28 protein-coding genes are annotated in these 24987 nt (G+C 41.6%); 27 read left to right on the top strand and 1 reads right to left on the bottom strand.

What is annotated here, in order from left to right; translation table 11 throughout:
- Positions 1–117 precede the first annotated feature (117 nt).
- The 17 genes from trpE to ypjB all read left to right on the top strand — a co-directional run bounded on the left by trpE (position 118) and on the right by ypjB (position 16077).
- On the top strand, positions 118–1665 hold the full coding sequence (gene trpE / locus ASG46_RS11420) for an anthranilate synthase component I (RefSeq protein ID WP_056704667.1): 1548 nt from the start codon (positions 118–120) through the stop codon (positions 1663–1665).
- The gene (gene trpD / locus ASG46_RS11415) at positions 1637–2659 is read left to right on the top strand and encodes an anthranilate phosphoribosyltransferase (protein WP_017367505.1); all 1023 of its coding nucleotides are present in this window, start codon (positions 1637–1639) and stop codon (positions 2657–2659) included. The genes trpE and trpD overlap by 29 nt, the downstream gene beginning before the upstream one ends.
- Complete coding sequence (gene trpC, locus ASG46_RS11410) at positions 2652–3404, top strand: indole-3-glycerol phosphate synthase TrpC (RefSeq protein WP_045034319.1); 753 nt, start codon at positions 2652–2654, stop codon at positions 3402–3404. The genes trpD and trpC overlap by 8 nt, the downstream gene beginning before the upstream one ends.
- Positions 3401–4069, top strand: a complete 669-nt coding sequence (locus tag ASG46_RS11405; protein ID WP_056704665.1) for a phosphoribosylanthranilate isomerase — start codon at positions 3401–3403, stop codon at positions 4067–4069. The genes trpC and ASG46_RS11405 overlap by 4 nt, the downstream gene beginning before the upstream one ends.
- Positions 4050–5249, top strand: coding sequence for a tryptophan synthase subunit beta (trpB, locus tag ASG46_RS11400; RefSeq protein WP_007500937.1), 1200 nt, complete (start codon positions 4050–4052; stop codon positions 5247–5249). Before ASG46_RS11405 ends, trpB begins: the two co-directional genes overlap by 20 nt.
- Positions 5246–6049 carry a tryptophan synthase subunit alpha gene (trpA, locus tag ASG46_RS11395; RefSeq protein ID WP_017359752.1) on the top strand — a complete coding sequence of 268 codons (804 nt, stop codon included), beginning with the start codon at positions 5246–5248 and terminating at the stop codon, positions 6047–6049. Before trpB ends, trpA begins: the two co-directional genes overlap by 4 nt.
- An 11-nt stretch (positions 6050–6060) precedes the next feature.
- Positions 6061–7158, top strand: coding sequence for a histidinol-phosphate transaminase (hisC, locus tag ASG46_RS11390; protein ID WP_024718511.1), 1098 nt, complete (start codon positions 6061–6063; stop codon positions 7156–7158).
- Positions 7159–7275: 117 nt separating this feature from the next.
- On the top strand, positions 7276–8391 hold the full coding sequence (locus ASG46_RS11385) for a prephenate dehydrogenase (protein ID WP_017359750.1): 1116 nt from the start codon (positions 7276–7278) through the stop codon (positions 8389–8391).
- A 10-nt stretch (positions 8392–8401) separates the two neighbouring features.
- On the top strand, positions 8402–9688 hold the full coding sequence (gene aroA / locus ASG46_RS11380) for a 3-phosphoshikimate 1-carboxyvinyltransferase (RefSeq protein ID WP_046527075.1): 1287 nt from the start codon (positions 8402–8404) through the stop codon (positions 9686–9688).
- Between the two features lie 289 nt (positions 9689–9977).
- Complete coding sequence (locus ASG46_RS11375) at positions 9978–11249, top strand: tetratricopeptide repeat protein (protein WP_035702924.1); 1272 nt, start codon at positions 9978–9980, stop codon at positions 11247–11249.
- Positions 11250–11324: 75 nt separating this feature from the next.
- A complete protein-coding gene (locus ASG46_RS11370) occupies positions 11325–11864 on the top strand; it encodes a ReoY family proteolytic degradation factor (RefSeq protein ID WP_008344562.1) in 540 nt (179 codons plus the stop codon).
- A 61-nt stretch (positions 11865–11925) separates the two neighbouring features.
- Positions 11926–12372 (top strand): YpiF family protein, encoded by a 447-nt coding sequence (locus tag ASG46_RS11365; protein ID WP_007500913.1) that lies wholly within the window; start codon positions 11926–11928, stop codon positions 12370–12372.
- A gap of 144 nt (positions 12373–12516) precedes the next feature.
- Positions 12517–13023, top strand: coding sequence for a ubiquinol-cytochrome c reductase iron-sulfur subunit (locus ASG46_RS11360; protein WP_007500911.1), 507 nt, complete (start codon positions 12517–12519; stop codon positions 13021–13023).
- A gap of 2 nt (positions 13024–13025) precedes the next feature.
- Entirely contained in the window at positions 13026–13700 is a 675-nt protein-coding gene (gene qcrB, locus ASG46_RS11355) for a menaquinol-cytochrome c reductase cytochrome b subunit (protein WP_003215804.1), read from the top strand.
- A 41-nt stretch (positions 13701–13741) separates the two neighbouring features.
- Entirely contained in the window at positions 13742–14509 is a 768-nt protein-coding gene (locus ASG46_RS11350; protein ID WP_008344567.1) for a menaquinol-cytochrome c reductase cytochrome b/c subunit, read from the top strand.
- A gap of 102 nt (positions 14510–14611) precedes the next feature.
- The gene (locus ASG46_RS11345; protein WP_056704664.1) at positions 14612–15205 is read left to right on the top strand and encodes a DUF1405 domain-containing protein; all 594 of its coding nucleotides are present in this window, start codon (positions 14612–14614) and stop codon (positions 15203–15205) included.
- 65 nt (positions 15206–15270) lie between these two features.
- Positions 15271–16077, top strand: a complete 807-nt coding sequence (gene ypjB / locus ASG46_RS11340) for a sporulation protein YpjB (protein WP_008344572.1) — start codon at positions 15271–15273, stop codon at positions 16075–16077.
- Positions 16078–16107: 30 nt separating this feature from the next.
- Here ypjB and ASG46_RS11335 read toward each other — a convergent pair whose 3' ends face one another.
- Entirely contained in the window at positions 16108–16980 is an 873-nt protein-coding gene (locus ASG46_RS11335; protein WP_003215598.1) for a YitT family protein, read from the bottom strand.
- A 137-nt stretch (positions 16981–17117) separates the two neighbouring features.
- On the opposite strand from ASG46_RS11335, the gene ASG46_RS11330 reads away from it, so the two are divergent.
- From ASG46_RS11330 to panD, 10 genes are all read left to right on the top strand, one after another.
- Positions 17118–17453, top strand: coding sequence for a nucleotide pyrophosphohydrolase (locus tag ASG46_RS11330; protein ID WP_008344575.1), 336 nt, complete (start codon positions 17118–17120; stop codon positions 17451–17453).
- Between the two features lie 5 nt (positions 17454–17458).
- Positions 17459–18262: a 4-hydroxy-tetrahydrodipicolinate reductase gene (gene dapB, locus ASG46_RS11325; protein ID WP_017359745.1), complete on the top strand. Its 804-nt coding sequence runs from the start codon at positions 17459–17461 to the stop codon at positions 18260–18262.
- Positions 18263–18279: 17 nt separating this feature from the next.
- Positions 18280–18699: a methylglyoxal synthase gene (mgsA, locus tag ASG46_RS11320; RefSeq protein WP_008344580.1), complete on the top strand. Its 420-nt coding sequence runs from the start codon at positions 18280–18282 to the stop codon at positions 18697–18699.
- Positions 18686–19390: a bacillithiol biosynthesis deacetylase BshB1 gene (bshB1, locus tag ASG46_RS11315; RefSeq protein WP_025207539.1), complete on the top strand. Its 705-nt coding sequence runs from the start codon at positions 18686–18688 to the stop codon at positions 19388–19390. The genes mgsA and bshB1 overlap by 14 nt, the downstream gene beginning before the upstream one ends.
- A 2-nt stretch (positions 19391–19392) precedes the next feature.
- A complete protein-coding gene (bshA, locus tag ASG46_RS11310; protein WP_008344584.1) occupies positions 19393–20538 on the top strand; it encodes an N-acetyl-alpha-D-glucosaminyl L-malate synthase BshA in 1146 nt (381 codons plus the stop codon).
- Positions 20531–21733 carry a CCA tRNA nucleotidyltransferase gene (locus ASG46_RS11305; protein ID WP_008344585.1) on the top strand — a complete coding sequence of 401 codons (1203 nt, stop codon included), beginning with the start codon at positions 20531–20533 and terminating at the stop codon, positions 21731–21733. Before bshA ends, ASG46_RS11305 begins: the two co-directional genes overlap by 8 nt.
- Positions 21706–22689, top strand: a complete 984-nt coding sequence (locus tag ASG46_RS11300; protein ID WP_056704662.1) for a biotin--[acetyl-CoA-carboxylase] ligase — start codon at positions 21706–21708, stop codon at positions 22687–22689. The genes ASG46_RS11305 and ASG46_RS11300 overlap by 28 nt, the downstream gene beginning before the upstream one ends.
- Before the next feature lie 199 nt (positions 22690–22888).
- Positions 22889–23728 carry a 3-methyl-2-oxobutanoate hydroxymethyltransferase gene (gene panB / locus ASG46_RS11295; RefSeq protein WP_017367493.1) on the top strand — a complete coding sequence of 280 codons (840 nt, stop codon included), beginning with the start codon at positions 22889–22891 and terminating at the stop codon, positions 23726–23728.
- On the top strand, positions 23725–24591 hold the full coding sequence (gene panC, locus ASG46_RS11290) for a pantoate--beta-alanine ligase (protein WP_056704660.1): 867 nt from the start codon (positions 23725–23727) through the stop codon (positions 24589–24591). Before panB ends, panC begins: the two co-directional genes overlap by 4 nt.
- The gene (gene panD / locus ASG46_RS11285) at positions 24584–24967 is read left to right on the top strand and encodes an aspartate 1-decarboxylase (protein WP_017359738.1); all 384 of its coding nucleotides are present in this window, start codon (positions 24584–24586) and stop codon (positions 24965–24967) included. The genes panC and panD overlap by 8 nt, the downstream gene beginning before the upstream one ends.
- Positions 24968–24987 lie beyond the last annotated feature (20 nt).

Genomic DNA, 24987 nt, shown 5'->3' with positions numbered 1-24987 from the left:
TTCTATTTAATCATACTGCCTAAAAGAGCGAAGCCTCTTTTAGGCTTATTTCGTATACTCAAACAAATCCTCAAGATGTCCCCTCATTCTCCTTAATTCCATTTAAGGAGTGTGCTTATGAAATCCCAATCAAACCTTACCCAATTTTTAAGAGACAGTCAGTTTTACAAAACCATCCCGATTGTTGAAACCATTACAGTTGATACGCTCTCACCCATTCAAATTGTTGAGAAACTGAAACAGGATATTGTGTATTTGCTAGAAAGCAAAGACGAATCTTCTAGCTGGTCGAGATATTCCTTTATCGGATTACATCCTTTTTTAACATTACATGACGAGCAAGACCATTATATTGCTCGTGACGCTGCGGGAAAGTCAGTGATGCAAAAAGCGGAGCTGAAAGAGTTGCTTGACTGGATGAAAGAGCAATATCAAATCAAGACACCTGAAATTGATATCCCATTTACTGGCGGAGCCGTAGGGTACTTAAGTTACGACCTCATCCCCAACATTGAGCAGTCTGTCAAGCCGCATCCGAATGCATCAACAACAGATAATTGCACATTATTTGTTTGCCAAACAATGATCGCATTTGATCACGAAACAAACCAAGTTCATTTTATTCAGTACACGCAGCTGAACGGTCATGAAACAGAGGAAGAAAAAATTCTGGTTTATCGAGAAAGTCAAAAGCAGCTTGAACTGATGATACAGCAGCTTCATACAAAAATTGATATGAAAGAATTGATTATCTCAGGGAATATGAATGAATCCCCTTCTTTTGAACAGGTGACGTCTACCTATGAAAAAGCAAAATTTTTAAAGGATGTCGAAAAAATCAAGGAGTATATTCGAGCGGGTGATATCTTCCAGGGTGTACTTTCTCAGCGTTTTGACATTCCAGTGACAGTGAGCTCATTTGAATTATATCGTGTGCTTCGGATCGTCAATCCATCACCGTATATGTATTTTATGAAATTAAAAGATCGAGACTTAGTCGGAAGCTCGCCAGAACGATTAATCCATGCGAAAAACGGACACTTAGAAATCCATCCAATTGCTGGTACAAGAAAACGAGGAATGACAAAAGAAGAAGATGATGCACTAGCAAGAGAGTTGCTCGATGATGAAAAAGAAAAAGCAGAACATTACATGCTGGTGGATCTGGCTCGAAATGATGTGGGACGTGTGGCAGAATACGGCAGTGTGTCTGTCCCAACTTTTACAAAAGTCGTGAATTTTTCGCACGTCATGCACATTATTTCTATTGTGACAGGGAAGCTGAAGCAGGATACACATCCAGTAGACGCACTTATGTCCGCTTTTCCAGCAGGCACATTGACAGGCGCCCCCAAAATTAGGGCGATGCAATTATTAAACGAAATGGAGCCTGAGCCAAGAGAGACGTATGGCGGCTGTATTGCCTATATTGGTTTCGACGGCAATATCGATTCCTGTATTACCATTCGCACAATGAGCGTCAAACATCAGACTGCTTCTATACAAGCAGGTGCCGGCATTGTCGCTGATTCCGTTCCAGAAAACGAATGGGAAGAGACGTGTAATAAGGCAGGAGCACTTCTAAAAGCCATTCAGCTTGCTGAACATATTTTCTCAGAAAAGGAGAGTGTGCCAAATGAATCAACGACTATCAGCTCTTGTTAATGGAGGAAAACTATCAGAAAAAGAAGCGAATGGCCTGATGCATGATATGATGAGCGGCTCGTTAACAGATGCTGAAGTCGCTGCTAGTCTGTCTATTTTAGCGCATCGAGGAGAAACCGCCGAAGAAATGACAGGCTTCGTGAAAGCCATGAGGCAGCATGCAGCACCAGTAGAAAGGTCACTTGATGTCGTTGATACGTGCGGGACAGGAGGCGACGGTTTATCAACATTTAATATATCAACAGCCGCTGCCATCGTTGCTTCGGCTGCTGGGGCGAAAATCGCCAAGCACGGAAATCGTTCCGTCTCCTCTAAAAGCGGGAGTGCTGACGTGCTAGAATGTCTTGGTATTCAAATTCAATCCACACCTGAAGAAACAAGACGGCAAATACAGCAGAAAAACATGGGCTTTTTATTTGCACCGCTCTATCATTCTTCTATGAAACAAGTAGCCACCGTACGCAAGCAGCTCGGATTTCGGACGGTATTTAACTTATTAGGACCGCTTTGCCACCCGATGCAGGCCAAAAAGCAAATCATCGGTGTGTATGCAAAGGAAAAGGCAAAGCTCATGGCGAAAGCTCTTGCTCCTTTAGAGCCAGAACATGTCCTGTTTGTTTGCGGAGATGATGGGCTGGATGAATTAACCATTACAGCAAATTCATACATCATTGAACTCAAAAAAGGTGTCATGACAGAATATACGTTAAACCCAGAAGACTTCGGACTTGAAAAAGGGCATTTATCAGACATTCAGGTCCAATCACCAGAAGAAAGCGCCAAATTGATTCAGAATATATTGAATTATCAAGCGGGTGGAGCACCGCTTCATATTACAGCGCTTAATGCTGGGGCCGCATTATATGTGGCAGGAAAAGCAGAGAGTCTGATGGCAGGCACAATGAAAGCATTAGAAACGATCAAAAACGGATCAGCTAAAGAACAATTAGCCCGTCTAAAACAAAAAACGAAAGAGGAAGAGATCTATGCTTAATCAAATTATCGCCCGTAAAAAAGAACATGTGCAAACCTTGCAATTACCTGAGGAAGGACATTATGAAAGACAATCATTTAAAGAAGCCCTTATGAATCCTCACCGCTCGATCGGACTGATTGCTGAGGTGAAAAAAGCGTCTCCTTCCAAAGGCATCATTCAGCCTCATTTTGATCCTTTACAGACAGCAAAAGCATACGAAGCATCAAATGCAGATTGTTTATCTGTCTTAACGGATGAACCGTTTTTCCAAGGGAAAAACGAATATTTGTCTCTTATTAAAGAACACATCACACGTCCTATTTTAAGAAAAGATTTCATTATTGACTCTATACAAGTAGAAGAATCGAAACGGATAGGGGCAGATGCCATTTTATTAATCGGAGAGGTACTTGAGCCGCAAAAGCTGTATGAGCTCTATACAGAAGCGAAAGAAAAAGGACTGGATGTCCTCGTTGAAGTACATGCAGCACATACACTAGAAAAGATCTTACACCTATTTACTCCTGAGATTATCGGTGTGAACAACCGGAATCTCAATACGTTTACAACAACTGTTGAACAAACAAAAGAGATCGCGCCACTTGTTCCAAAAGACGTATTACTAGTAAGTGAAAGCGGCATAAGGACATTTGATGATCTGACCTTTGTGAAACAGCACGGAGCAAATGCCGTTCTTGTTGGTGAATCTTTAATGAGGGAACAATCACAGGAGAAAGCCGTTCAGGCATTGTTCGGAGAATGAAGAAAAGTAAGCCTTACTTAAAATATTGCGGGGCTGTCTCACAAGAGGATGTCGCATGCATCTCGCAATCTCAAGCGGATGCCATCGGTTTTATTTTTGCGCCGAGTAAAAGACGAGTTGATCCAGATCAAGTGAAACACTGGCTGTCAAAAGTAAAATGCAAAAAAGAGATAGTGGGGGTATTTGTGAATGAAAAAACACCAAAAGTGTGCGAGATCACAAACAACCTCCCCTTAGATATTGTGCAGCTTCATGGCGATGAGACGCCAGAAGTTGCAAATGACATCAAACAGCAAACGAAGGCGCTCGTTTGGAAAGTGTTCCATCACGAGCCCGATGTAAACGACACACTTGAACATATGACGGCATTTGCTCCAAGTGTCGACGGTTTTCTCATTGATGCGAAAGTAAAAGGAATGAGAGGCGGTTCTGGAACAGCTTTTGCATGGGAGGCGGTGCCTTCATATGTTCAGCATGCAAAACAACTGGGAAAAACTTGCGCCATTGCTGGCGGGATCACGCCAGACACCATAATAGATCTGCTTGCTTTTGGTCCAGACGCCATAGACCTTTCAAGCGGTATAGAAGAAAACGGGAAGAAAAGCAGTACAAAGATGAAAGCGCTCGAAGAAAGGATGTTGAACCATGTACGCATATCCAAATGAGATTGGCAGATATGGAGAATTTGGAGGGAAATTCGTTCCTGAAACGCTCATGCAGCCACTAGAAGAGATCGAACAAGCTTTTCGTGAATTAAAAGAAGACCCTGCTTTTCAAAAGGAATATATATCGCTTTTGAAAAACTATTCAGGCAGACCAACTGCACTCACATACGCTGATCAATTATCGGCATATCTCGGTGGTGCTAAAATCTATTTAAAAAGAGAAGATTTAAACCATACAGGCGCTCATAAAATTAACAATGCGCTTGGGCAGGCACTGCTAGCGAAAAAAATGGGAAAATCAAATATCATCGCCGAAACAGGAGCAGGTCAGCACGGTGTAGCTGCTGCAACAGTGGCCGCAAAATTCGGTTTATCCTGCACTGTATTTATGGGAAAAGAAGATGTGGAAAGACAATCACTCAATGTGTTCCGAATGAAACTGCTCGGCGCTGAAGTCATACCTGTCACAAGCGGGAACGGAACATTAAAGGATGCAACCAATGAAGCCATCCGCTATTGGGTCCAGCATTGCAGTGACCACTTTTATATGATCGGCTCAGTCGTTGGACCTCATCCGTATCCTCAAATCGTCAGTGAATTTCAGCGGATGATCGGAGATGAGGCAAAAGCTCAGATACTTGAAAAGGAAGGGCAGCTTCCTCATAAAGTCGTTGCCTGTGTTGGCGGAGGGAGCAATGCGATAGGGATGTACCGGGCGTTCTTAGATGAAGAGGTCGATATCATTGGTGTAGAAGCTGCTGGGAAAGGAATCGACACTCCGCTTCATGCAGCGACCATCACGAAAGGGACAAAAGGTGTCATACATGGATCTTTGACATACTTGATTCAAGATGAATTTGGTCAAATTATTGAGCCTTATTCGATTTCAGCTGGATTAGACTATCCGGGGATCGGGCCAGAGCATGCGTATTTGCATGCGAGCGGCCGGGTTCAATATGTGAGTGCGACAGATCAAGAAGCACTAGATGCGTTAAAGCTGCTCACAGAAAAAGAAGGAATCCTGCCAGCGATCGAATCTGCACATGCTTTAGCAAAAGCGTTTGAAATGAGCCAGAACATGAGTGAAGACGACATTGTTCTTGTCTGCTTGTCAGGCAGAGGAGATAAGGACGTGCATACATTAATGAATGTGCTTGAAAGTGAGGGTGAAACAAAATGATCACATTTCAATTAGAGCAAGGTCAGAAATTATTTATTCCATTTATTACAGCGGGTGATCCATCAGAAGAGATCACCATTGATTTAGCCCTCGCGCTTCAAGCAGCAGGGGCACATGCGATTGAACTAGGTGTTCCGTATTCCGATCCGTTAGCGGACGGCCCTGTCATTCAAAGAGCTTCTAAAAGAGCACTTCATCATGGTATGAATATCGTAAAAGCGATAGAATTAGCAGGAAAGATGAAAAAAAACGGCGTAAAAATTCCTGTAATTCTATTTACGTATTATAATCCTGTGTTACAATTAGACACAGAATACTTTTTCGCTTTACTGCGCAAAAATCATATTTCGGGGCTCTTAACACCCGACTTGCCTTTTGAAGAGAGTAGCGAGCTGCAGAAGAACTGTCAAGCACACGACATTTCATATATATCACTCGTTGCACCAACAAGCAAGGAACGATTAGAAAAAATTGTAGAGCAGGCAGAAGGTTTTGTGTATTGTGTTTCATCTCTCGGCGTCACAGGTGTTAGACAATCTTTCGACGCATCGATTACAGATTTTATTCAACAAGTGAAACAGTTGAGTCAAATACCAGTTGCTGTAGGTTTTGGTATTTCAACAAGAGAACAAGTAGACTCAATGAATAAAATGAGTGATGGTGTCGTTGTCGGCAGTGCGCTTGTCAAAAAAATTGAAGAGCTTCAAGAACAATTAGTAGCAAGTGATACACGCCAAGAGGCTTTAAGAGAATTTGAAACATATGCAAAAACATTTAGTCCCCTCTATTCATTCAAATGAGGTGAAACATTTTGCAAATCAAAGATCAATTAAAACAGCTAAAACCGTATCAACCTGGGAAACCAATTGAAGAGGTCAAAAAAGAATATCAATTAGACAAAATTGTGAAATTGGCTTCAAATGAAAACCCTTTTGGATGTTCCACACATGCAAGAGAGGCCATACAAGCTGAACTTGAACATTTAGCGATTTATCCAGACGGATACAGCGCAAGTTTAAGAACGGAACTGGCTGAGTTTCTTCAAGTAAATGAAAAACAATTAATATTCGGGAATGGCTCAGATGAACTTGTGCAAATTATTGCTAGGGCATTCCTTGATCAACATACAAATACGGTGATCCCATCCCCGTCATTCCCGCAATACCGTCACAATGCAGTGATTGAGCATGCAGAGATTAGAGAAGTACCACTTCTAAATGGTGGAGCTCATGATCTAAAGGGAATGCTGGATGCGATGGATGACAACACAAAAGTCGTTTGGGTGTGTAACCCGAACAATCCGACAGGAAATCATTTGTCAGAGTCTGAGCTCGTATCGTTTTTAGATCAAGTGCCTGCTCACGTGCTTGTCGTTCTAGATGAAGCATATTTTGAATATGTTCGCGCTGAAGACTTTCCGAACAGTTTATCTCTATTAAAAGCCTATCAAAATGTCATTGTACTGCGCACGTTCTCTAAAGCATATGGACTTGCGGCACTTCGAGTAGGTTATGGGGTTGCCTCAGAGGAGTTGATTACCGCCATTGAACCTGCGAGAGAGCCCTTTAATACAAGTCGTATCGCTCAGGCAGCTGCACGTGCAGCCATTAAAGATCAAGACTTCATTCAATCGTGCAGACAAAAAAATGAAGCAGGTCTCAAACAATATCAAGATTTTGCAGACCGTTTTGGATTATTTATCTATCCATCTCAAACAAACTTTGTGCTGATTGATTTTAAAAGAGACGCAGATGAGCTGTTCAATGCACTTTTGAAAAAGGGCTATATCGTTCGATCTGGTCAAGCTCTCGGATTCCCAACTTCTTTACGTATTACTGTTGGAACAAAGGAGCAAAATGAAGAAATCCTAACTACACTTGCCGATTTATTACAAGGCATTCGTGCGTAGCATAACAATGAAGTCATATCCTGTTTATGGGATATGGCTTTCGTTGTAACTCATCCAATATACATATAAGCTATTGAAACAGCTTGTTTAATTTACGCGAAAAATCAGGTGATGAACATGAATGAAGCAAACGAAACCATATTAATCGCTGGGCTCGGTTTAATTGGTGGTTCTATTGCACTGTCGATTAAAAAAGAATTTCCACATAAAAAAATTGTAGGCTATGATGTCTCTAAAGAACAAATGATTGCTGCAACAAAACTAGGGATCATCGACGCGACTGCCGAGTCCTTTATGGAAGGCTTAAATGAAGCAGCAACGATTATTTTGGCAACGCCAGTACAACAAACCGTCAAAATGTTAAGTGATATTGCAGCATCTGGAATTGAAAGAGAGCTCACGATTACGGATGTAGGGAGCACAAAGCAAAAGGTCGTTCACTTTGCTGAAAAAACGTTGCCTGATCATTACCAATTTATTGGCGGGCATCCGATGGCAGGGTCTCATAAATCAGGTGTCATTGCAGCGAAAGACTTTTTATTTGAAAATGCATTCTACATTTTAACGCCAGCAAAGGTAACAAGTCGTCAGGCTGTTGACCGTTTGAAGGATCTGCTGAAGGGAACCAATGCTCATTTCATTGAAATGACACCCGAAGAACATGATGCTGTGACAAGTGTGATTAGTCACTTTCCACATATCGTCGCTGCCAGTCTTGTGCATCAAGCGCATCATTTTGAAGAAGAATTTCCTCTTGTAAAACGGTTTGCTGCTGGAGGCTTTCGAGATATTACCCGTATTGCATCAAGTAATCCTGCAATGTGGCGCGATATCCTTTTGCACAATAAAAACAAGATTTTAGACCGATTTCATGAATGGAAAAAAGAGATTGACCGCATTGAATCCTTTGTGCAACAAGAAGATGCTGAGGGGTTATTCTCTTATTTCCAAGAGGCCAAGGAATATCGCGACGGCCTGCCTCTGAGGAAAAAAGGAGCTATCCCTGCTTTTTATGATCTTTATGTCGATGTGCCGGATCATCCTGGTGTTATTTCGGAAATTACAGGATATCTAGCAAATGAAAACATCAGTATTACAAATATCCGTATTATTGAAACGCGAGAAGACATTAACGGGATTTTACGCATTAGTTTTCAAACAGATGACGATCGAAAGCGGGCAGAACTCTGTATAAAAAATAGAGCAAATTACGATACATTTTATGCTGATTGAGGTGAGGAACATGAAAATTCATAAAAGTGCTCCTATGAATGGAGAAATTCATATTCCAGGAGATAAATCCATTTCTCATAGATCTGTGATGTTTGGCGCTATTGCTGACGGGACTACAGTAGTAAAAAACTTTCTTCCTGGCGCTGATTGTTTAAGCACGATTGATTGTTTTAGAAAGATGGGTGTAGACATCGAGCAAAAAGGTACAGATGTTGTCATTCATGGTAAGGGACTAAAAGGACTTAAAGAGCCGAGCGATATTCTCGATGTTGGTAACTCTGGCACGACCATTCGTTTAATGATGGGAATCTTGGCTGGCTGTGAGTTCCACAGTACGCTGATCGGAGACGAAAGTATTGCCAAAAGACCGATGAAACGGGTAACAGGTCCGCTAAAACAATTGGGAGCCAAGATAGATGGCAGAGCAAATGGCGAGTATACACCACTTTCTATACGTGGGGGTAATTTAAAAGCTATCTCTTATGAGTCTCCAGTTGCCAGTGCCCAGATTAAGTCGGCTGTCCTTCTAGCTGGGCTGCAGGCAGAAGGAACAACGACGTTAACTGAACCGCATAAATCAAGAGACCATACCGAAAGAATGTTATCAATGTTTGGTGTCTCGCTACATGAAGATGCACAAAGTGTTGCAATTGAAGGTGGACAAACGTTAAAAGCAACAGATGTATTTGTCCCTGGAGATATTTCTTCAGCTGCATTTTTCTTAGTGGCTGGATCTATCGTTCCAAACAGCCGGATTGTATTGAGAAATGTCGGTTTGAACAAAACGAGAACTGGTATTATAGATGTGCTAAAACAAATGGGTGCAGACCTCGACATTCAAGAAGTGGATGCTAAAGGCGGAGAACCGTACGGTGATTTAACGATCTCTACCTCTTCATTAAAAGGGATCGACATTTCAGGTGATATGATCTCTAGACTCATCGACGAAATTCCTATTATTGCGCTCCTAGCTACTCAAGCAGAAGGAACAACGATCATTAAAGATGCCGCTGAATTAAAAGTGAAAGAAACCAATCGTATTGATACAGTCGTTTCAGAACTTAAAAAACTAGGTGCTCATATTGAAGCAACAGATGATGGAATGAAGATTCATGGTAAAACGAGCCTTAAAGGCGGCGCAGTCGTCTCAAGCTACGGAGATCATCGAATTGGTATGATGTTAGGAATTGCGGCATGTATAACAGAGCAAGCAATCGAGATTGAAGATACAGATGCAGTACGTGTATCTTACCCAAATTTCTTTGAACACATTGAATACTTAACGCAAACAGTCTGAGGATTTCCTCAGGCTTTTTCTTTCCTTTTGCATATTTGAAAGAACTATAGCATAGCTTGTCTCAAGGTGAAACCTTGAAAAAGAGCATTTTGCTGATTCAAAAACAATTTTTTAGCGTATTCGGTTTACAAATCGTCAGTTTAGTAAAGTATTGATTGAAAAAGAGTCTTCAAAACACAAAAATGGCTTCATGTTAAAAGAGCAACATATTTGCTGGATATGCAGCTGTCGATTATGATATGAAGTAACAACAGTTTAGGTTTTTGGAAACAGAAAGGAACGGTTTGATTTGAATAGTTCATTACAAGAAGCCATAAAATTAGTTGAGGCGGGTGAGACTGAAAAGGGACTCCAAACACTTGCTCAAGCAGAGAAGCATCTTCATGATGAAGAAAAAGCGCAGGCAGCTCAGTTATATTATGACTGGGGAGATATTGATAAAGCACGGAATCTCATTAGTGATTTACATGATTTATATCCAGAAGAAACAGGATTAACCTGTTTTTATGCAGAGCTTTTAATAGACTCTGACGAAGAAGAGAAGGCAATAGCAGTTCTTGAAACGATTCCTGAAGATGACGATGCGTATCCAGAGAGTTTATTGTTAATGGCAGATTTGTATCAAATGCAAGGACTATTTGAAGTCAGTGAACAAAAGCTTTTAAAAGCGAAAGAGTTACTACCTCATGAAGCCGTCATTGATTTTGCTTTAGGGGAATTGTATTTTTCTCAAGGTCTTTCAAAGAAAGCAGCCGACTATTTCTACAAAGTGGCCGATCAACAAAATGAAATTGGCGGTGTCAATGTATATCAGCGGCTCGCTGAATCATTAAGCACAGCTGGAGAATTTGAAGATGCCCTTGAATGGTATGAAAAGGCTGTAAAGGATCAAGTGGATCCAAATACACTTTTTGGCTATGGATTTACAGCGATGAGGGCTGGCAGAACGAAAACGGCTATTCAGCAGCTTTCTGAACTAAAAGATATTGATCCTTCGTATTCGTCACTTTATATGCCTTTAGCCAAAAGCTATGAGGAAGAAGGACTATATCATGAAGCTTTAGAGATAGTAAAAGAAGGAATTAAAGTGGATGAGTATAACAAAGAGTTATATTTATATGGGGCAAAGATTGATTTGAAAAATGGCCATTCGGAAGATGCGAAAAAATTGCTTCAAGAAGCACTTGCTCTTGATCCAGGATATATTGAAGCAGTTCAAACGCTGCTTGCGATCTATTTAAATGAAGAGCTGTTTGATGAAATTCTGGATGTGATTAAAGAGGTTAAAAGTTTTGGGGAAGAAGATCCAAAATGGAATTGGTATGCTGCTTCTGCTTCTGTCGGACGAGAAGAATATGATGAAGCCGCTGAGTATTTCAAACTTGCTCTGCCTGATTTTGATGAGGAACGTGACTTTTTATATGAATATGCTTCGTTCCTTTTAGAAGAAGGCAGACAAAAAGAAGCCTTGCCGTTATTACGAAAAGTTCTTCAGAAAGATGGCACGAATGAAGAAATTGAAGAAACGATTTTAAGAATTGAAGACGAAATTTCCTTATAGTTTGCAGGAATGAAGAACTGGTTTGTTGAATAATTCATGTATAGCAATTTAATTTACGATAGAGGAGGGAATAACATGCAGACCCCTGTTTCTGTCAATGAAAAGAAGGAATTTATCCGGTGGTTCTTAAACCATTATCAGTTAAAGCGAAGAGAGTGTGTTTGGATATTAAATTATTTAATGAGTCACGACTCTTTGATGGAAAAGGTTCATTTTGTAGAGCAAGCAGAATTTTGCCCAAGGGGAATTATTATGTCAACACACTGTGTGGATGAAGTTCCCTTTAGATTTTATAAAGAAAATATCATGACGACAGATGCAGAAAAATCATTTCATGATATTCGTTTGAATAAACAGCAAGATTTGTTTATTCAATTGAATTTCCGATCTGCATATCGTTCGCCGGAATATGCCGCTGTACTTGAAACAAATCCTCATATTCCTAAAGATCTTTATGAAAATGAAAAAGATAAAGATCTTGCTGAGAAAGTGCTAGAGCATTCTATTGCTACTTTCCAAAAAGAACGGCTGATGAAAGAAATCGATGAAGCGCTTGACCGTCATGATCAAGAAACATTTAATAAGTTAGCAAAAGAATTAAGCCTATTATCATAAACCAAGCCAATAAGCCTTGCCCTATACAGGCAGGGCTTATGTGATGAAAGAGGGGAACTAGATGAAGTTTCAGGCGGAGGACGCGGATCTCTTTTTACAATCTAAAGATTACATTGATACCGCTATCATTCCATTAGTTGGGATAGATGCAAGCCATATCAAACAAACCGTGTCTTTAGGTGAGTTTACAATGCTTGTGGCAGAGGATCTTGAAAGGCAACTGAAAGGCAGAGTGTTTCTTTTTCCTCCACATACATATTTAGAAGTAAATCATCGTAAGCAAGAAGACATACTTGCAGTAAAACAATCATTGCAAGAACATTTTCAGCATGTTGTGTTTATCACATCTGATAACAAATGGAAAGAACAGCTAGAAGTGAGCGAATCGGCATTTATATTGCAGTCTGTTCCGCTTGAGCATTTAAAGGTCAATTTAAAGCAAAAAGTCATTCAAGACAGTGTAGAACAAATTTTGAACTTTTTGTTACAAAAATGGAACCCTTCATAAAAACCCTTACATTTGCATTGTACATAGCTTTTTAGGCTGTTGACCTTGTGAATAGATTGATATATTATGAGGGTGTCCTAGTTTTATGAAATTTTTTCTAATTCAGTTATAAAGTAGCTGACGACCTGAGGGGGGGAGAAAAAAATGAGCGAGAAGAGACATGGAGTGTCCAGGCGTCAATTTTTGAATTACACGTTGACCGGCGTGGGGGGATTTATGGCCGCTGGAATGCTCATGCCTATGGTTCGCTTTGCGCTTGACCCTGTGCTAAAAGGAACAGAGGATCAGGATATGGTTCAAGTTGTCAGTGTAGATGAACTGACAAAAGAACCGAAGCGCTTTGACTTTAAAATTGATCAAGTAGATGCATGGTATGAGTCAAAGGAATCTAGGTCTGCATGGGTGTACAAAGAAGGGGATGAAATTGTCGCTTTATCGCCAATCTGTAAACATTTGGGATGTACAGTGAACTGGAACAGTGATCCGAAAAATCCAAACAAATTTTTCTGCCCATGCCATTATGGGCTGTACGACAAGGATGGTACAAACGTACCCGGAACTCCACCGCTTGCACCGCTTGATCATTATAAGCAGCAAGTGAAGGACGGATACCTCTATCTTGGAAAAGCTGTGCCGAAAGGGGAAGGGTAACGATGCTTAACAAGATTTACGATTGGGTAGATGAGCGGCTGGACATCACACCGATATGGAGAGACATTGCGGATCATGAAGTGCCTGAGCACGTCAATCCAGCACATCATTTCTCTGCTTTTGTGTATTGTTTTGGCGGTTTAACGTTTTTTGTGACGGTCATTCAAGTCCTTTCGGGCATGTTTTTAACGATGTATTATGTACCGGATATTAAAAACGCATGGGAATCTGTCTATTATTTGCAAAATGAAGTGGCATTCGGACAGATTGTAAGAGGGATGCACCACTGGGGTGCGAGTCTAGTCATTGTTATGATGTTTTTACATACGCTGAGGGTCTTTTTCCAAGGGGCGTATAAAAAGCCTAGAGAGCTAAACTGGATTGTCGGTGTGCTCATTTTCTTTGTGATGCTTGGACTTGGTTTTACAGGATATCTTTTACCGTGGGATATGAAGGCGCTATTTGCGACGAAGGTAGGTCTTCAAATTGCAGAGGCGACACCTTTCATTGGGAAAGAGATTAAAACGCTGCTTGCAGGTCATCCTGACATTGTAGGTGCACAAACGCTGACGAGATTTTTCGCTATCCATGTCTTTTTCTTGCCAGCGGCATTATTTGGGCTGATGGCTGCCCACTTTATTATGATTCGTAAGCAAGGAATTTCTGGACCGCTGTAAAATTTTGCGTTTGATGAATGTTCAATGAGGAGGGGATGACTTTGCATAGGGGAAAAGGGATGAAGTTTGTCGGAGATTCCAGAATACCGGCAGAAAGAAAACCTAACATACCTAAAGACTATTCCGAATATCCGGGAAAAACCGAAGCCTTTTGGCCGAACTTTCTTTTAAAGGAATGGCTTGTAGGTGCTGTTTTTTTAATTGGATTTCTTGTCCTAACTGTTGTTCATGCACCTCCGCTTGAGCGGATGGCTGATCCGACAGATACGGGCTATATTCCGCTGCCAGACTGGTATTTCTTATTTTTATACCAGTTGTTAAAATATGAGTTTGCTGCAGGGAGCTATACGGTGGTTGGCGCAATGATTATGCCTGGAATTGCGTTTGGTGCTCTTTTACTCGCACCATTTCTTGATTCTGGTCCTGAACGTAGGCCATATCGAAGACCAATTGCAGTTGGGATGATGATTCTTGCAGTTGGTGCAGCAACCTATTTAACATGGGAGTCTGTTGCTACTCATGACTGGGAAGCAGCAGCGAAGCAAGGTGAAATCAAGAAAGAAGCAGAGATTGATACCTCAGCTGAAGAGTATAAAATCTATCAAGAGCAGACATGTATCTCCTGTCACGGAGATAATATGCAAGGCGGGGCAGCTGGACCGTCACTTGTTGACAATGGTTTAGCACCAGAGGAAATTGCGAAAATCGCTGTAGAAGGTAAAGGCAACATGCCTAAGGGCATTTTTAAAGGCAGCGATGAAGAACTTGAAAAGCTCTCGAAATATTTATCTGAGGTCAAATCTAAATAATTCAGTTGTTTAAATGCAAGTACAAGGATATACTCAAAAGGAGAAAAAAGCTGGCGCTGTCAGCTTTTTTCTGATTTTAACAGATCGTGAGTGAAGAGAAATATGAGATGGATTCAATATTTGCTAGCCACACGCTACATGCTTGTGCTGGTGCTCATTGTCAACTTTCTTGGTACTGTGTACGGCTACTACTGGTATATCCCGCAGCTCGTTGAGACGCCGGCTGTCTTTTTACCTTTTGTACCGGACAGTCCGACGGCAAGCTTTTTCTTTTTATTTGTATTACTAGCCTTTCTAATGAAACGCCATGCTCCTTATTTTGAAGCACTGGCCCTTGTCACTTTGATTAAATATGGATTATGGGCTGTAGGGATGAATCTTTTCGTGCTCGTTTCTGTTGATGATTTTCCGTGGGAAGGATATATGCTAATTGGTTCGCACTTTGCGATGGCGGTACAGGCTGTGTTATTTGCGCCGTATTATCGTTTTCACATGCGTCATTTGGTTGTAGCAGGCATATGGATTTTACATAATGATGTGATTGATTATGTATTTGGAATGATGCCGCGTTATTCTATGCTTTCTGCCTATTCAAATGAGATCGGCTACGTGACGTTTTGGTTAAGTATGGCCGTTCTTCTTGTTTCGTATTATCTTGTCCTCTCGAAAAAATCGGTCAAGCTTGAACTCCCTTAACAATGTTGGTCTAACCTTGTCCTTTTCTTCATACGCTGTATGGAGAAAGGCTAGGAGGGACTTGCATGAAACGAAAGTCAATCGCGATGATTCTATTATTATTTCTTGTCTTGCATCCAGCTGCTGCAAAAGGTGAGGAAACAACAGCTGCTAAAGCGCTGCAAGAATTAACGGAACTATCAGATTCAATCTTTCAATTAACGAGACAAGCTAAATATGATGAGGCATTACAAGTTGCATTGTATGCTGAAAAGACATTTAAAGCTGAGAATTGGCGCGGAACTTTGACGAATACGCAGGTTCGGCAAATTACACTTGGCTATCAAGATATCATTAAAGGACTCCCGCAGGAAGACTTAAATGAGCGCGAAAAACTTCGGTATGCCTCTCAGTTTAGAATGCTTCTCGATGCGATACAATCAAATTCAGAACCTCTTTGGGGATCTCTCGAGAAGCCGATTATGGGGTCTTTTCCGACATTAAAGAAAGAAGTAAAAGATCCAGAATCGACGACGTTTTATGAAACTTGGAATGAGCTGGTTTCATTGTATGATATGATTTATCCGAGTTTAACCATTGATATCTCGCCTGAAAAGCTGCAAACGATTAAGCAGCACATGGAAGTAATTGAACAAGGTGAATTTTTAAAAGCATCGAGTGGGACAAAGCTTGAGCGTCTCACGAAACTTGAAGAAGATTTATCAAGTGTGTTTGCGAACGTTGATCAAGATGAAGCAGATCCATCGCTTTTATGGGTCATTTTAACAACAGGAAGTATGATTTTACTCACTTTAACGTATGTTGGGTTTAGGAAATACCGTGCTGAAAAAGAAAAAAAGCAAAAGCGACAAGCCGATTATCCAAAGTCATAAAAAAAGAAGCACCGTTATCGGGCTTCTTTTTTAGTGGGGATTGAGCGGCTTTTTATGTTCATCTAATGTGAAGCCTTCACCAAGTACGTCATGCACGTCACTCACTGATACAAAGGCATGAGGATCGACGGAAGTTACGACACTCTTGAGGTGGACAAGCTCATTTTTTGGAACGACGCAGTAAAGAACGTTGCGTTCCTGTTTCGTATAGGAGCCGACACCCTTTAAAATGGTCACTCCGCGCTCCATTTCCTCTGTGATTTTCTTTTGAATGATGTCATCCTTTTCAGAAATAATCATCGCTCCTTTGGCAGCGTATGCGCCTTCTTGCATGAAATCGATGACTTTTGCAGCAACAAATACGGCAACAAGTGTATACATGGCTTCTTTGTAATTTAAATAGGTGAGAGAGATGGTAATGACGCACGCGTCGAAGATAAACATCGTTCTTCCCATTGCGACTTGATAATGTTTGTTGATCAGTCTTGCAATAATGTCCACGCCGCCTGTTGTCCCGCCGAATTTAAAGATGATCCCGAGGCCTGTTCCGATAAACACACCTGCAAAAAGTGCGGCTAAGGCTAAATCGTGCTGAAGAGGCATATGTATTTGAAAGCGCTGGAAGATGGCTAGAAAGACAGAAAGACTGACGGTTCCGACAATTGTATATGTAAACATGGTTCTGCCAAGCATTTTCCAGCCGATAAAAAAGATCGGAATGTTTAACACAAGGTTTGAAATAGATGGGTCAATGTGAAATAGAAAATATAAAAGCAGTGTGATACCTGTAAATCCGCCTTCCGCCAAGTTGTTCTGCATATTAAAATGAACAAGGCCGAAAGAAAAAATCGCAGATCCTATTAAAATAAATACGATATTTTTAAGACGAATTTCTTTTAGCAAAAGATCACTCCTTTTTTTGCTTAGACAGCGATAATATTATATGGTATGGAAGAGAAACAAGCAAACTGAGTTTTAAACATTTGTCAAATATTTATGATTTCGCTAACATGTAAGAGATGGATAGGAGGATGAGCTTCATGACGAATGAAAAAACGCTGCGTCACGTGCAGCAAGAAGTAGATGATTACATAGGACAATTTAAAGAAGGCTATTTCAGCCCGCTTGCCATGATGGCCCGTCTGACAGAAGAATTAGGTGAGCTGGCAAGAGAGGTTAACCATTACTATGGAGAAAAGCCGAAAAAAACAACGGAAACAGAAAAAAGCATGGAAGAAGAAATTGGCGATGTGCTGTTTGTGTTAACATGCCTTGCCAATTCACTCAATATATCACTTGAAGAAGCCCATGATCGTGTGATGCATAAATTCAATACAAGAGACAAAGACCGCTGGACGAAAAAAGAAGGGAAGTAGAGAAGATGACGAATCAAACCATCAAAGTTGTAATCGCTGGAGCAAGAGGAAGAATGGGGATAGAGGCTGTCAAGCTGGCAGAAGAAACAAGCCACTTCGAACTAGTAGCAGCACTTGATCACACACATGAGGGGAAAAAGCTATCTGATGTGCTTCATACAACATCTGATGCACCCATTTATACGGATATTGACGTGTGTCTTTCAGAAACAGCACCGGATGTATTAATTGATTTGACGACCCCAGAAATCGGGAAAGTACATACAAAAAAAGCCCTTGAACATGGCGTACGTCCGGTCGTAGGCACAACAGGTTTTTCAGAAGACGACCTAAAAGAACTTCAGCAATTAACAGAAGAAAAAGGGATAGGCTGTATTATTGCGCCTAACTTTGCTGTTGGTGCTGTTTTAATGATGAAGTTTGCCAAAATGGCAGCAAATTATTTTCCAGATGTTGAAATCATTGAGCTTCATCATGATAAAAAATTGGACGCTCCGAGTGGTACAGGACTAAAAACGGCTGAAATGATTGCTGAAGTAAGAGAAAGCAAAAAGCAGGGGCACCCTGAAGAAAAAGAACTAATCGAAGGTGCACGAGGAGCAGATTATGATGGCATCCGCCTTCACAGCGTAAGGCTTCCAGGCATGATTGCTCATCAAGAAGTTCTGTTTGGAATGGACGGGCAGACGCTCACGATTCGTCATGATTCTTATAACCGTGCATCCTTTATGTCAGGTGTGAAGCTTTCTGTTGAACAGGTGATGCATATTGATCAACTCGTTTATGGCTTAGAAAATATTATCGACTAATAAGGAGTGGACCCCTGATGAACATTGCTTTAATCGCTCACGATAAGAAAAAAAGTGACATGATTCAATTCGCCATTGCGTATCGAGATCTTTTGGCAGATCATACACTTTATGCAACAGGAACCACAGGTTTAAGAGTGAAAGAAGCGACTGGGCTTCCCGTTCATCGTTTCCAATCAGGACCACTTGGAGGGGATCAGCAGATTGGTGCCATGATTGCTGATAATGCAATGGATCTTGTGCTCTTTTTTAGAGACCCTCTCACTGCACAACCGCATGAACCGGATGTATCTGCACTCATCCGGCTTTGCGATGTGTATGCCATTCCATTAGCGACCAATATGGGGACTGCCGAAATTTTAGTCAGGAATTTAAATAAAGGTACGTTTGATTTTCGAGATGTAGCAAAAAACGGAGGAACACATGAAACCACTTGATATCCTTGCATTCGGTGCCCATAGCGATGATGTAGAGATCGGTATGGGTGGAACGATTGCAAAATACGTAAAAAAAGGGGCACGTGTTGGGATTTGTGACTTGACTCAGGCTGAATTATCTTCAAATGGAACGGTTGAAAGCCGAAAAGAAGAAGCCAGAGCAGCCGCTGCCATTTTAGGCGTCACGACTCGAATCCAGCTCACGCTGCCAGATAGAGGACTTTATCTCAATGACGAAGCGATGAAAGAAATTGCAGGTGTCATCCGAACATACAAACCGAGACTTATTTTTGCCCCGCACCACCAAGATCGACATCCTGATCATGGTCATGCGGGTTCACTTGTAGAAGAGGCCGCTTTTTCTGCAGGTATACATAAATTTGAAGATTCATACAAGCAGCCGGCGCATAAAATAAGCCAGATGTATTATTACATGATTAACGGCCACCATCGTCCAGATTTTGTGATCGATATCTCAGACGAGATGAACCAAAAAATTGATAGCTTACATGCGTATAAAAGCCAATTTGTCAAAACAGAGAGTTCAGTGGAGACACCGCTTGTAAATGGTTATATTGATTTTGTCAAAATGAGAGAGTCGATGTATGGAAGGGAAGTCAATAAACCTTTTGCAGAAGGGTTTCTGACAAAGAAGCCACTTTTGATGGATGATGACTTACTTGGGGGGTAATTATGAAAAAATTGAAGATCGGAATCACTTGTTATCCAAGTGTTGGCGGATCGGGCATTATTGCCACAGAGCTTGGAAAACGTTTAGCTGAAAAAGGGCACGATGTTCATTTCATTACCTCGAGTATTCCGTTTAGACTCAATAAAGTGTATCCGAATATTTATTTTCATGAGGTGGATGTCAATCAATATGCTGTGTTTCAATATCCGCCTTATGACCTTGCACTGGCAAGTAAACTAGCAGAAGTGGCAAAACGAGAGAAGCTTGATATTATTCATGCGCATTATGCGGTCCCTCACGCCGTCTGTGCGTTCTTAGCTAAGCAAATGACTGGACAGTCTGTCAAAGTCGTCACCACGCTTCACGGGACGGATATTACGGTTTTAGGCTATGACCCATCTTTAAAGGAAGTCATCCGGTTTGCGATCGAATCATCTGACCGCGTAACGGCTGTATCACATTCATTAGCTGCGCAGACATACGATCTGATTAAACCGAATAAAAAAATTGATACGATCCATAATTTCGTCGATGAGCGCGTATATTTGCGTGAAGATCACGAAGTGCTTAAGACGCATTATGGTCTTCTGCAGGATGAGAAGGTCGTCATCCATGTATCAAATTTCCGTAAAGTGAAGCGTGTGCATGACGTGATCCATGTGTTTAAACAGATTTCTGAACAGGTGAATGCAAAACTGCTACTTATTGGGGACGGCCCTGAAAAATCGGTTGTTTGCGAGCTTGTGAAAAAGCTTGGATTAACGGACCGCGTGTTATTTTTAGGAAAGCAAGAGAAGGTGGAGGAGCTCTATTCGATTAGTGATTTGAAGCTGTTGCTTTCTGAGAAAGAGAGTTTTGGTCTTGTACTACTTGAAGCAATGGCATGCGGAGTACCTTGTATAGGAACAGACGTTGGAGGAATTCCAGAGGTGATTGCACATGGAGAGACAGGATTCCTTGTTCCGCTTGGTGATGTAGATGGAGCAGCAAAACATGCCATCACTATTCTGAAAGACAATGCGCTTCATCAGCAAATATCGATGGCAGCCAAGTCTAGTGTGGAAGCCAATTTCTCTTCTGACAAAATTGTGAGAGAGTATGAAGAGCTTTACTTAGAATTGATCGAAGGTGATGTTGAAGATGAATGAACCATTCACGCATGCGATCCCTATTTTACATACACTGCACGAACATGGGTATCAAGCTTATTTTGTCGGTGGTGCGGTGAGAGATGTCCTTTTAGGCAGGGAAATTGGAGATATCGATATTGCGACAGATGCCACACCTGATGTGGTGGAGTCTTTATTTGATAAAACAGTAGATGTCGGCAAAGAGCATGGCACTGTTATTGTGTTACTTGACGGGGTCAGCTATGAGGTCACTACGTTTCGGACTGAATCAGAATATGAAGACTTTCGCCGGCCTAAAGAAGTGGCGTTTATTTCATCACTAAAAGAAGATCTTTTAAGAAGAGATTTAACGATCAATGCAGTGGCCATGGATATTCATGGTGACATCATTGACCATGTAGGCGGCAAGCGGGATATTAAGCGAAGACGAATTCAAACGGTTGGAGATCCTGCATGCCGCTTTCAAGAAGATGCGCTTCGGATGATGAGAGCGGTACGGTTTTTAAGCCAGCTCGGGTTTGAGCTTTCTAAAGAGACGGAAGAAGCAATGAAAAAAGATAAACATCTGCTTGCTAACATATCTGTTGAACGCAAAAAGATCGAAATGGAAAAACTTTTAAAAGGTCGCTACTGTGAGCAAGCCATCAAGGTGCTCATCTCCACCAAATTGTATGAAGAATTGCCTGGCCTCAAAAAGGATCAGCTGAATGAAACGTTCCAAGCTTTCCCGTATTATTTATTGGATGGGTTAGATGAGGTGTGGGGAGCTTTTATCCATTTACTTGGTCTAGATGAGGCGGAGGCGGTGTCCTTTTTAAAAGAATGGAAGTTATCAACGAAACTTTTAAAAGAAGCCGTTGCCATTAGCAAATATGTTGATTGTGACTGGGATGCGGAAAAAATGTTTGAAGCTGGTGAACATGTCCTGCTTTCTAGTATGAAAATCACGCAGCTCAAACATGAGCGCCGCATTTTCTTTGATGAGCTGGAGGCGGCGAAACGTTCATATGATGCGCTACCGATTAAACAGCTTCAAGACCTTGCAGTGTCAGGAAAAGATTTGATGGCCTTTCGGCAAAAGCCAGCTGGTAAATGGATTGCAGAAGAGCTTGCTTCTGTGAAAAAAGCCGTTTTGCAAAACCAGCTTGAAAACCGAAAAGAAGCCATAGAGGAGTGGCTCATAGCGTGCGATCAGCGATTAGAAAACGATTAATTGAACTATTTACAGCATCTGAGCAAGATTTTGTCTCAAGCCAGCAAATATGTGATGAGCTTGGCTGCTCCCGAACGGCGGTATGGAAGCATATAGAGGATTTGCGAAAAGAGGGATATGAGGTCGAAGCGGTCAGAAGAAAAGGGTACCGGCTGCTTCGTAAACCGGACAAAATTAGTGAAGACGAAATTCTGTTTGGTTTGGAAACAGAGCTGTTTGGCAGGCATATTTATTTTCAAGAAGAAGTCGCCTCAACTCAGCTCATTGCCCATGACCTCGTCAATAAAGGAGCCCCGCACGGCTCGCTTGTTGTCAGTGATCATCAGACAAACGGAAAAGGACGCCTTCAAAGAACGTGGCACTCACCAAATGGGACAGGCATATGGATGAGTTTGATTCTCCGGCCAGAAATACCGCTGCACAAAGCGCCGCAAATGACGCTTTTAGCATCTGTCGCGATCGCTGAAGCCATAGCGCAGCAAACGGGTCTCAGTCCATCGATCAAATGGCCAAACGATATTTTGCTAAACGGAAAAAAGGTCGTTGGTATTTTGACTGAATTAAAAGCAGAAGCTGACCAAGTTCACGCAGTCATTATTGGCCCAGGCATTAACGTGAATCAGACGGCAAATGATTTTCCTGAAGAATTAAAGGATGTTGCGACGAGTTTGCGAATGGAGCTTGGTCAAAAGGTAGACAGAGCGGCACTGATTCAAACCATCATGTCCACCTTTGAAAAAAGGTATGATGAATATATGACATATGGTTTTGCTCCGATCAAACAATTATGGGAATCGTATGCGATGACCATTGGAAAACGTATCATCGCACGCACCGTCAATGGACAATATGCTGGAACGGCGCTTGGGATTAACGATGAAGGCGTTCTCTTACTCGAAACGGAGGGCGGAATCCAAAACATCTACTCCGCTGACATTGAGATCAAGTCAACTTAAGTGGAACACCCGGCACATTTTTGATATACTTCGTGTGGGCAGTATCTGAAAAAGAACTGTACCTGTTAGGAAGAAAAATTCGATAAATTTCTGCCTTGATCCTAAGGGACTTGGACAGAGGGATGATTCGTCTGCACATGAGAGATAAAAGCGTGTGAGATCAGACAAGCCATCTCCTCTCCAGAATGAGGAGGAACAAATGAAGACAAAGTTAGATTTTTTCAAAATGAAAGAACAAAACGAACCTATTGTGATGCTGACAGCATACGACTATCCAGCTGCAAAGCAAGCGGAAAAAGCGGAAGTCGACATGATCTTAGTTGGTGACTCACTTGGGATGGTTGTCCTTGGACTTGATTCCACAGTGCAAGTGACGATGGATGATATGATTCATCACACAAAAGCAGTCAAAAGAGGCGCAAAAGACACATTTGTTGTGACGGATATGCCATTTATGTCTTATCATTATTCATTAGAAGAAACGATGAAAAATGCAGCACGCATTATGCAAGAAAGCGGTGCTGATGCCTTAAAGCTTGAAGGTGGAGATGGAGTATTTGAATCCATTCAAGCACTTACAAGAGGCGGTATTCCTGTTGTAAGCCATTTAGGGCTCACCCCTCAATCAGTCGGTGTCCTTGGCGGCTATAAAGTGCAAGGAAAAGACAAAGAGAGTGCACAGAAATTGATTGAAGATAGTCTGAAATGTGAGGAAGCAGGTGCCATCGCCCTTGTGTTAGAGTGTGTACCTGGTGAACTGACAAAACGGATTACTGACATGCTAAAGATTCCTGTGATCGGAATTGGGGCAGGGGCTGAAGCAGATGGACAAGTTCTCGTTTACCATGATGTGGTAGGGTACGGCGTGTCTAGAACACCTAAATTTGTGAAACAATACGCGCAAATCGATGCTGTATTAGAAGAAGCGCTCATACAATATACAAAAGAAGTAAAAGCACGCACATTCCCAGAGGATGCTCATACCTTTCATATGAAAGAAGAAGTCCTTGATGGTTTATATGGGGGGACTAAGGAATGAAGGTTGTCTCCCATATTCATGAACTAAAAAAAATGATCAAGCAGCATCAAAAGAAGCAGCATTCCATTGGATTTGTCCCTACAATGGGTTTCCTCCATGAAGGACATCTGACGCTTGCAAAAGAAGCAAGAGATCAAAATGACATCGTAGTGATGAGCATCTTTGTTAATCCATTGCAATTTGGACCGAATGAAGACTTTGAATCCTATCCAAGAGATATGGAAAGAGACCAGCGTCTTGCCGAAGAAGCTGGAGTAGATATATTATTTACACCTGAAGTGAAGGAAATGTACAAAGATGAGCCGTCGATTACGATGACTGTTCAAAAGCGTACAGACGTCTTATGCGGGAAGAAACGCCCAGGACACTTCGACGGCGTTGTCACGGTGCTGACAAAGCTGTTTCACCTTGTCGCACCAACCAATGTATACTTTGGTCTAAAGGATGCACAGCAAGTCGCTGTTATCGATGCGATGATCAAGGATTTCTTTTTTGATCTTCACCTTGTGTCTGTTCCTACTGTTCGAGAAGAAGACGGTTTAGCGAAAAGTTCAAGAAACGTGTATTTGTCTGAAACAGAAAGGCAAGAAGCACCTGCTTTATACCGGGCATTAAAAAAAGGACAGACAGCTGTAGAAAAGGGTGAACATGATGTAAATCGTATTTATCAATTAGTGGAAGAGGAGATTCTTCAAACGAGTGGAGAAATCGATTATATTGACATTTACTCCTACCCAGAGCTTGAACCCCTTCAGCACTTAACGGGCCAAGTGATCATTGCCATTGCTGTGAAGTTCTCCCGGGCAAGACTGATTGATAATGTGATTTTCCATGTTCCTGAAAGCGGTGAAAAGCATGTATAGAACTTTTATGACCTCGAAACTTCATAAAGCGACAGTGACTGAAGCAAACTTACACTATGTAGGCAGTATTACCATTGACGAAGATTTGCTTGATGCGGCAGGCATGATGGCAAATGAGAAAGTGCAAATTGTCAATAATCACAATGGTGCTAGACTTGAAACATATATCATCCCTGGAGAAAGAAAGAGCGGTGTCATTTGTTTAAATGGTGCGGCAGCAAGATTGGTTCAGCCAGGAGATGAAGTCATTATTATCGCTTATGGGATGTTGTCAGAGGAAGAAGCGAAATCGCACACACCTAAAGTGGTCGTGTTAAATAAACAAAATCAAATTGAACAAATGATTGGGCAAGAGCCTGCGAGAACGATTTTATAACGCACGCTCACATGGAAACA

Origin of the sequence: Bacillus sp. Leaf49 (genome assembly GCF_001426125.1) — a bacterium.
GTDB classification, from domain to species: Bacteria; Bacillota; Bacilli; order Bacillales; family Bacillaceae; genus Bacillus; species Bacillus altitudinis.
This window is presented reverse-complemented; position numbering and strand designations above follow the sequence as displayed.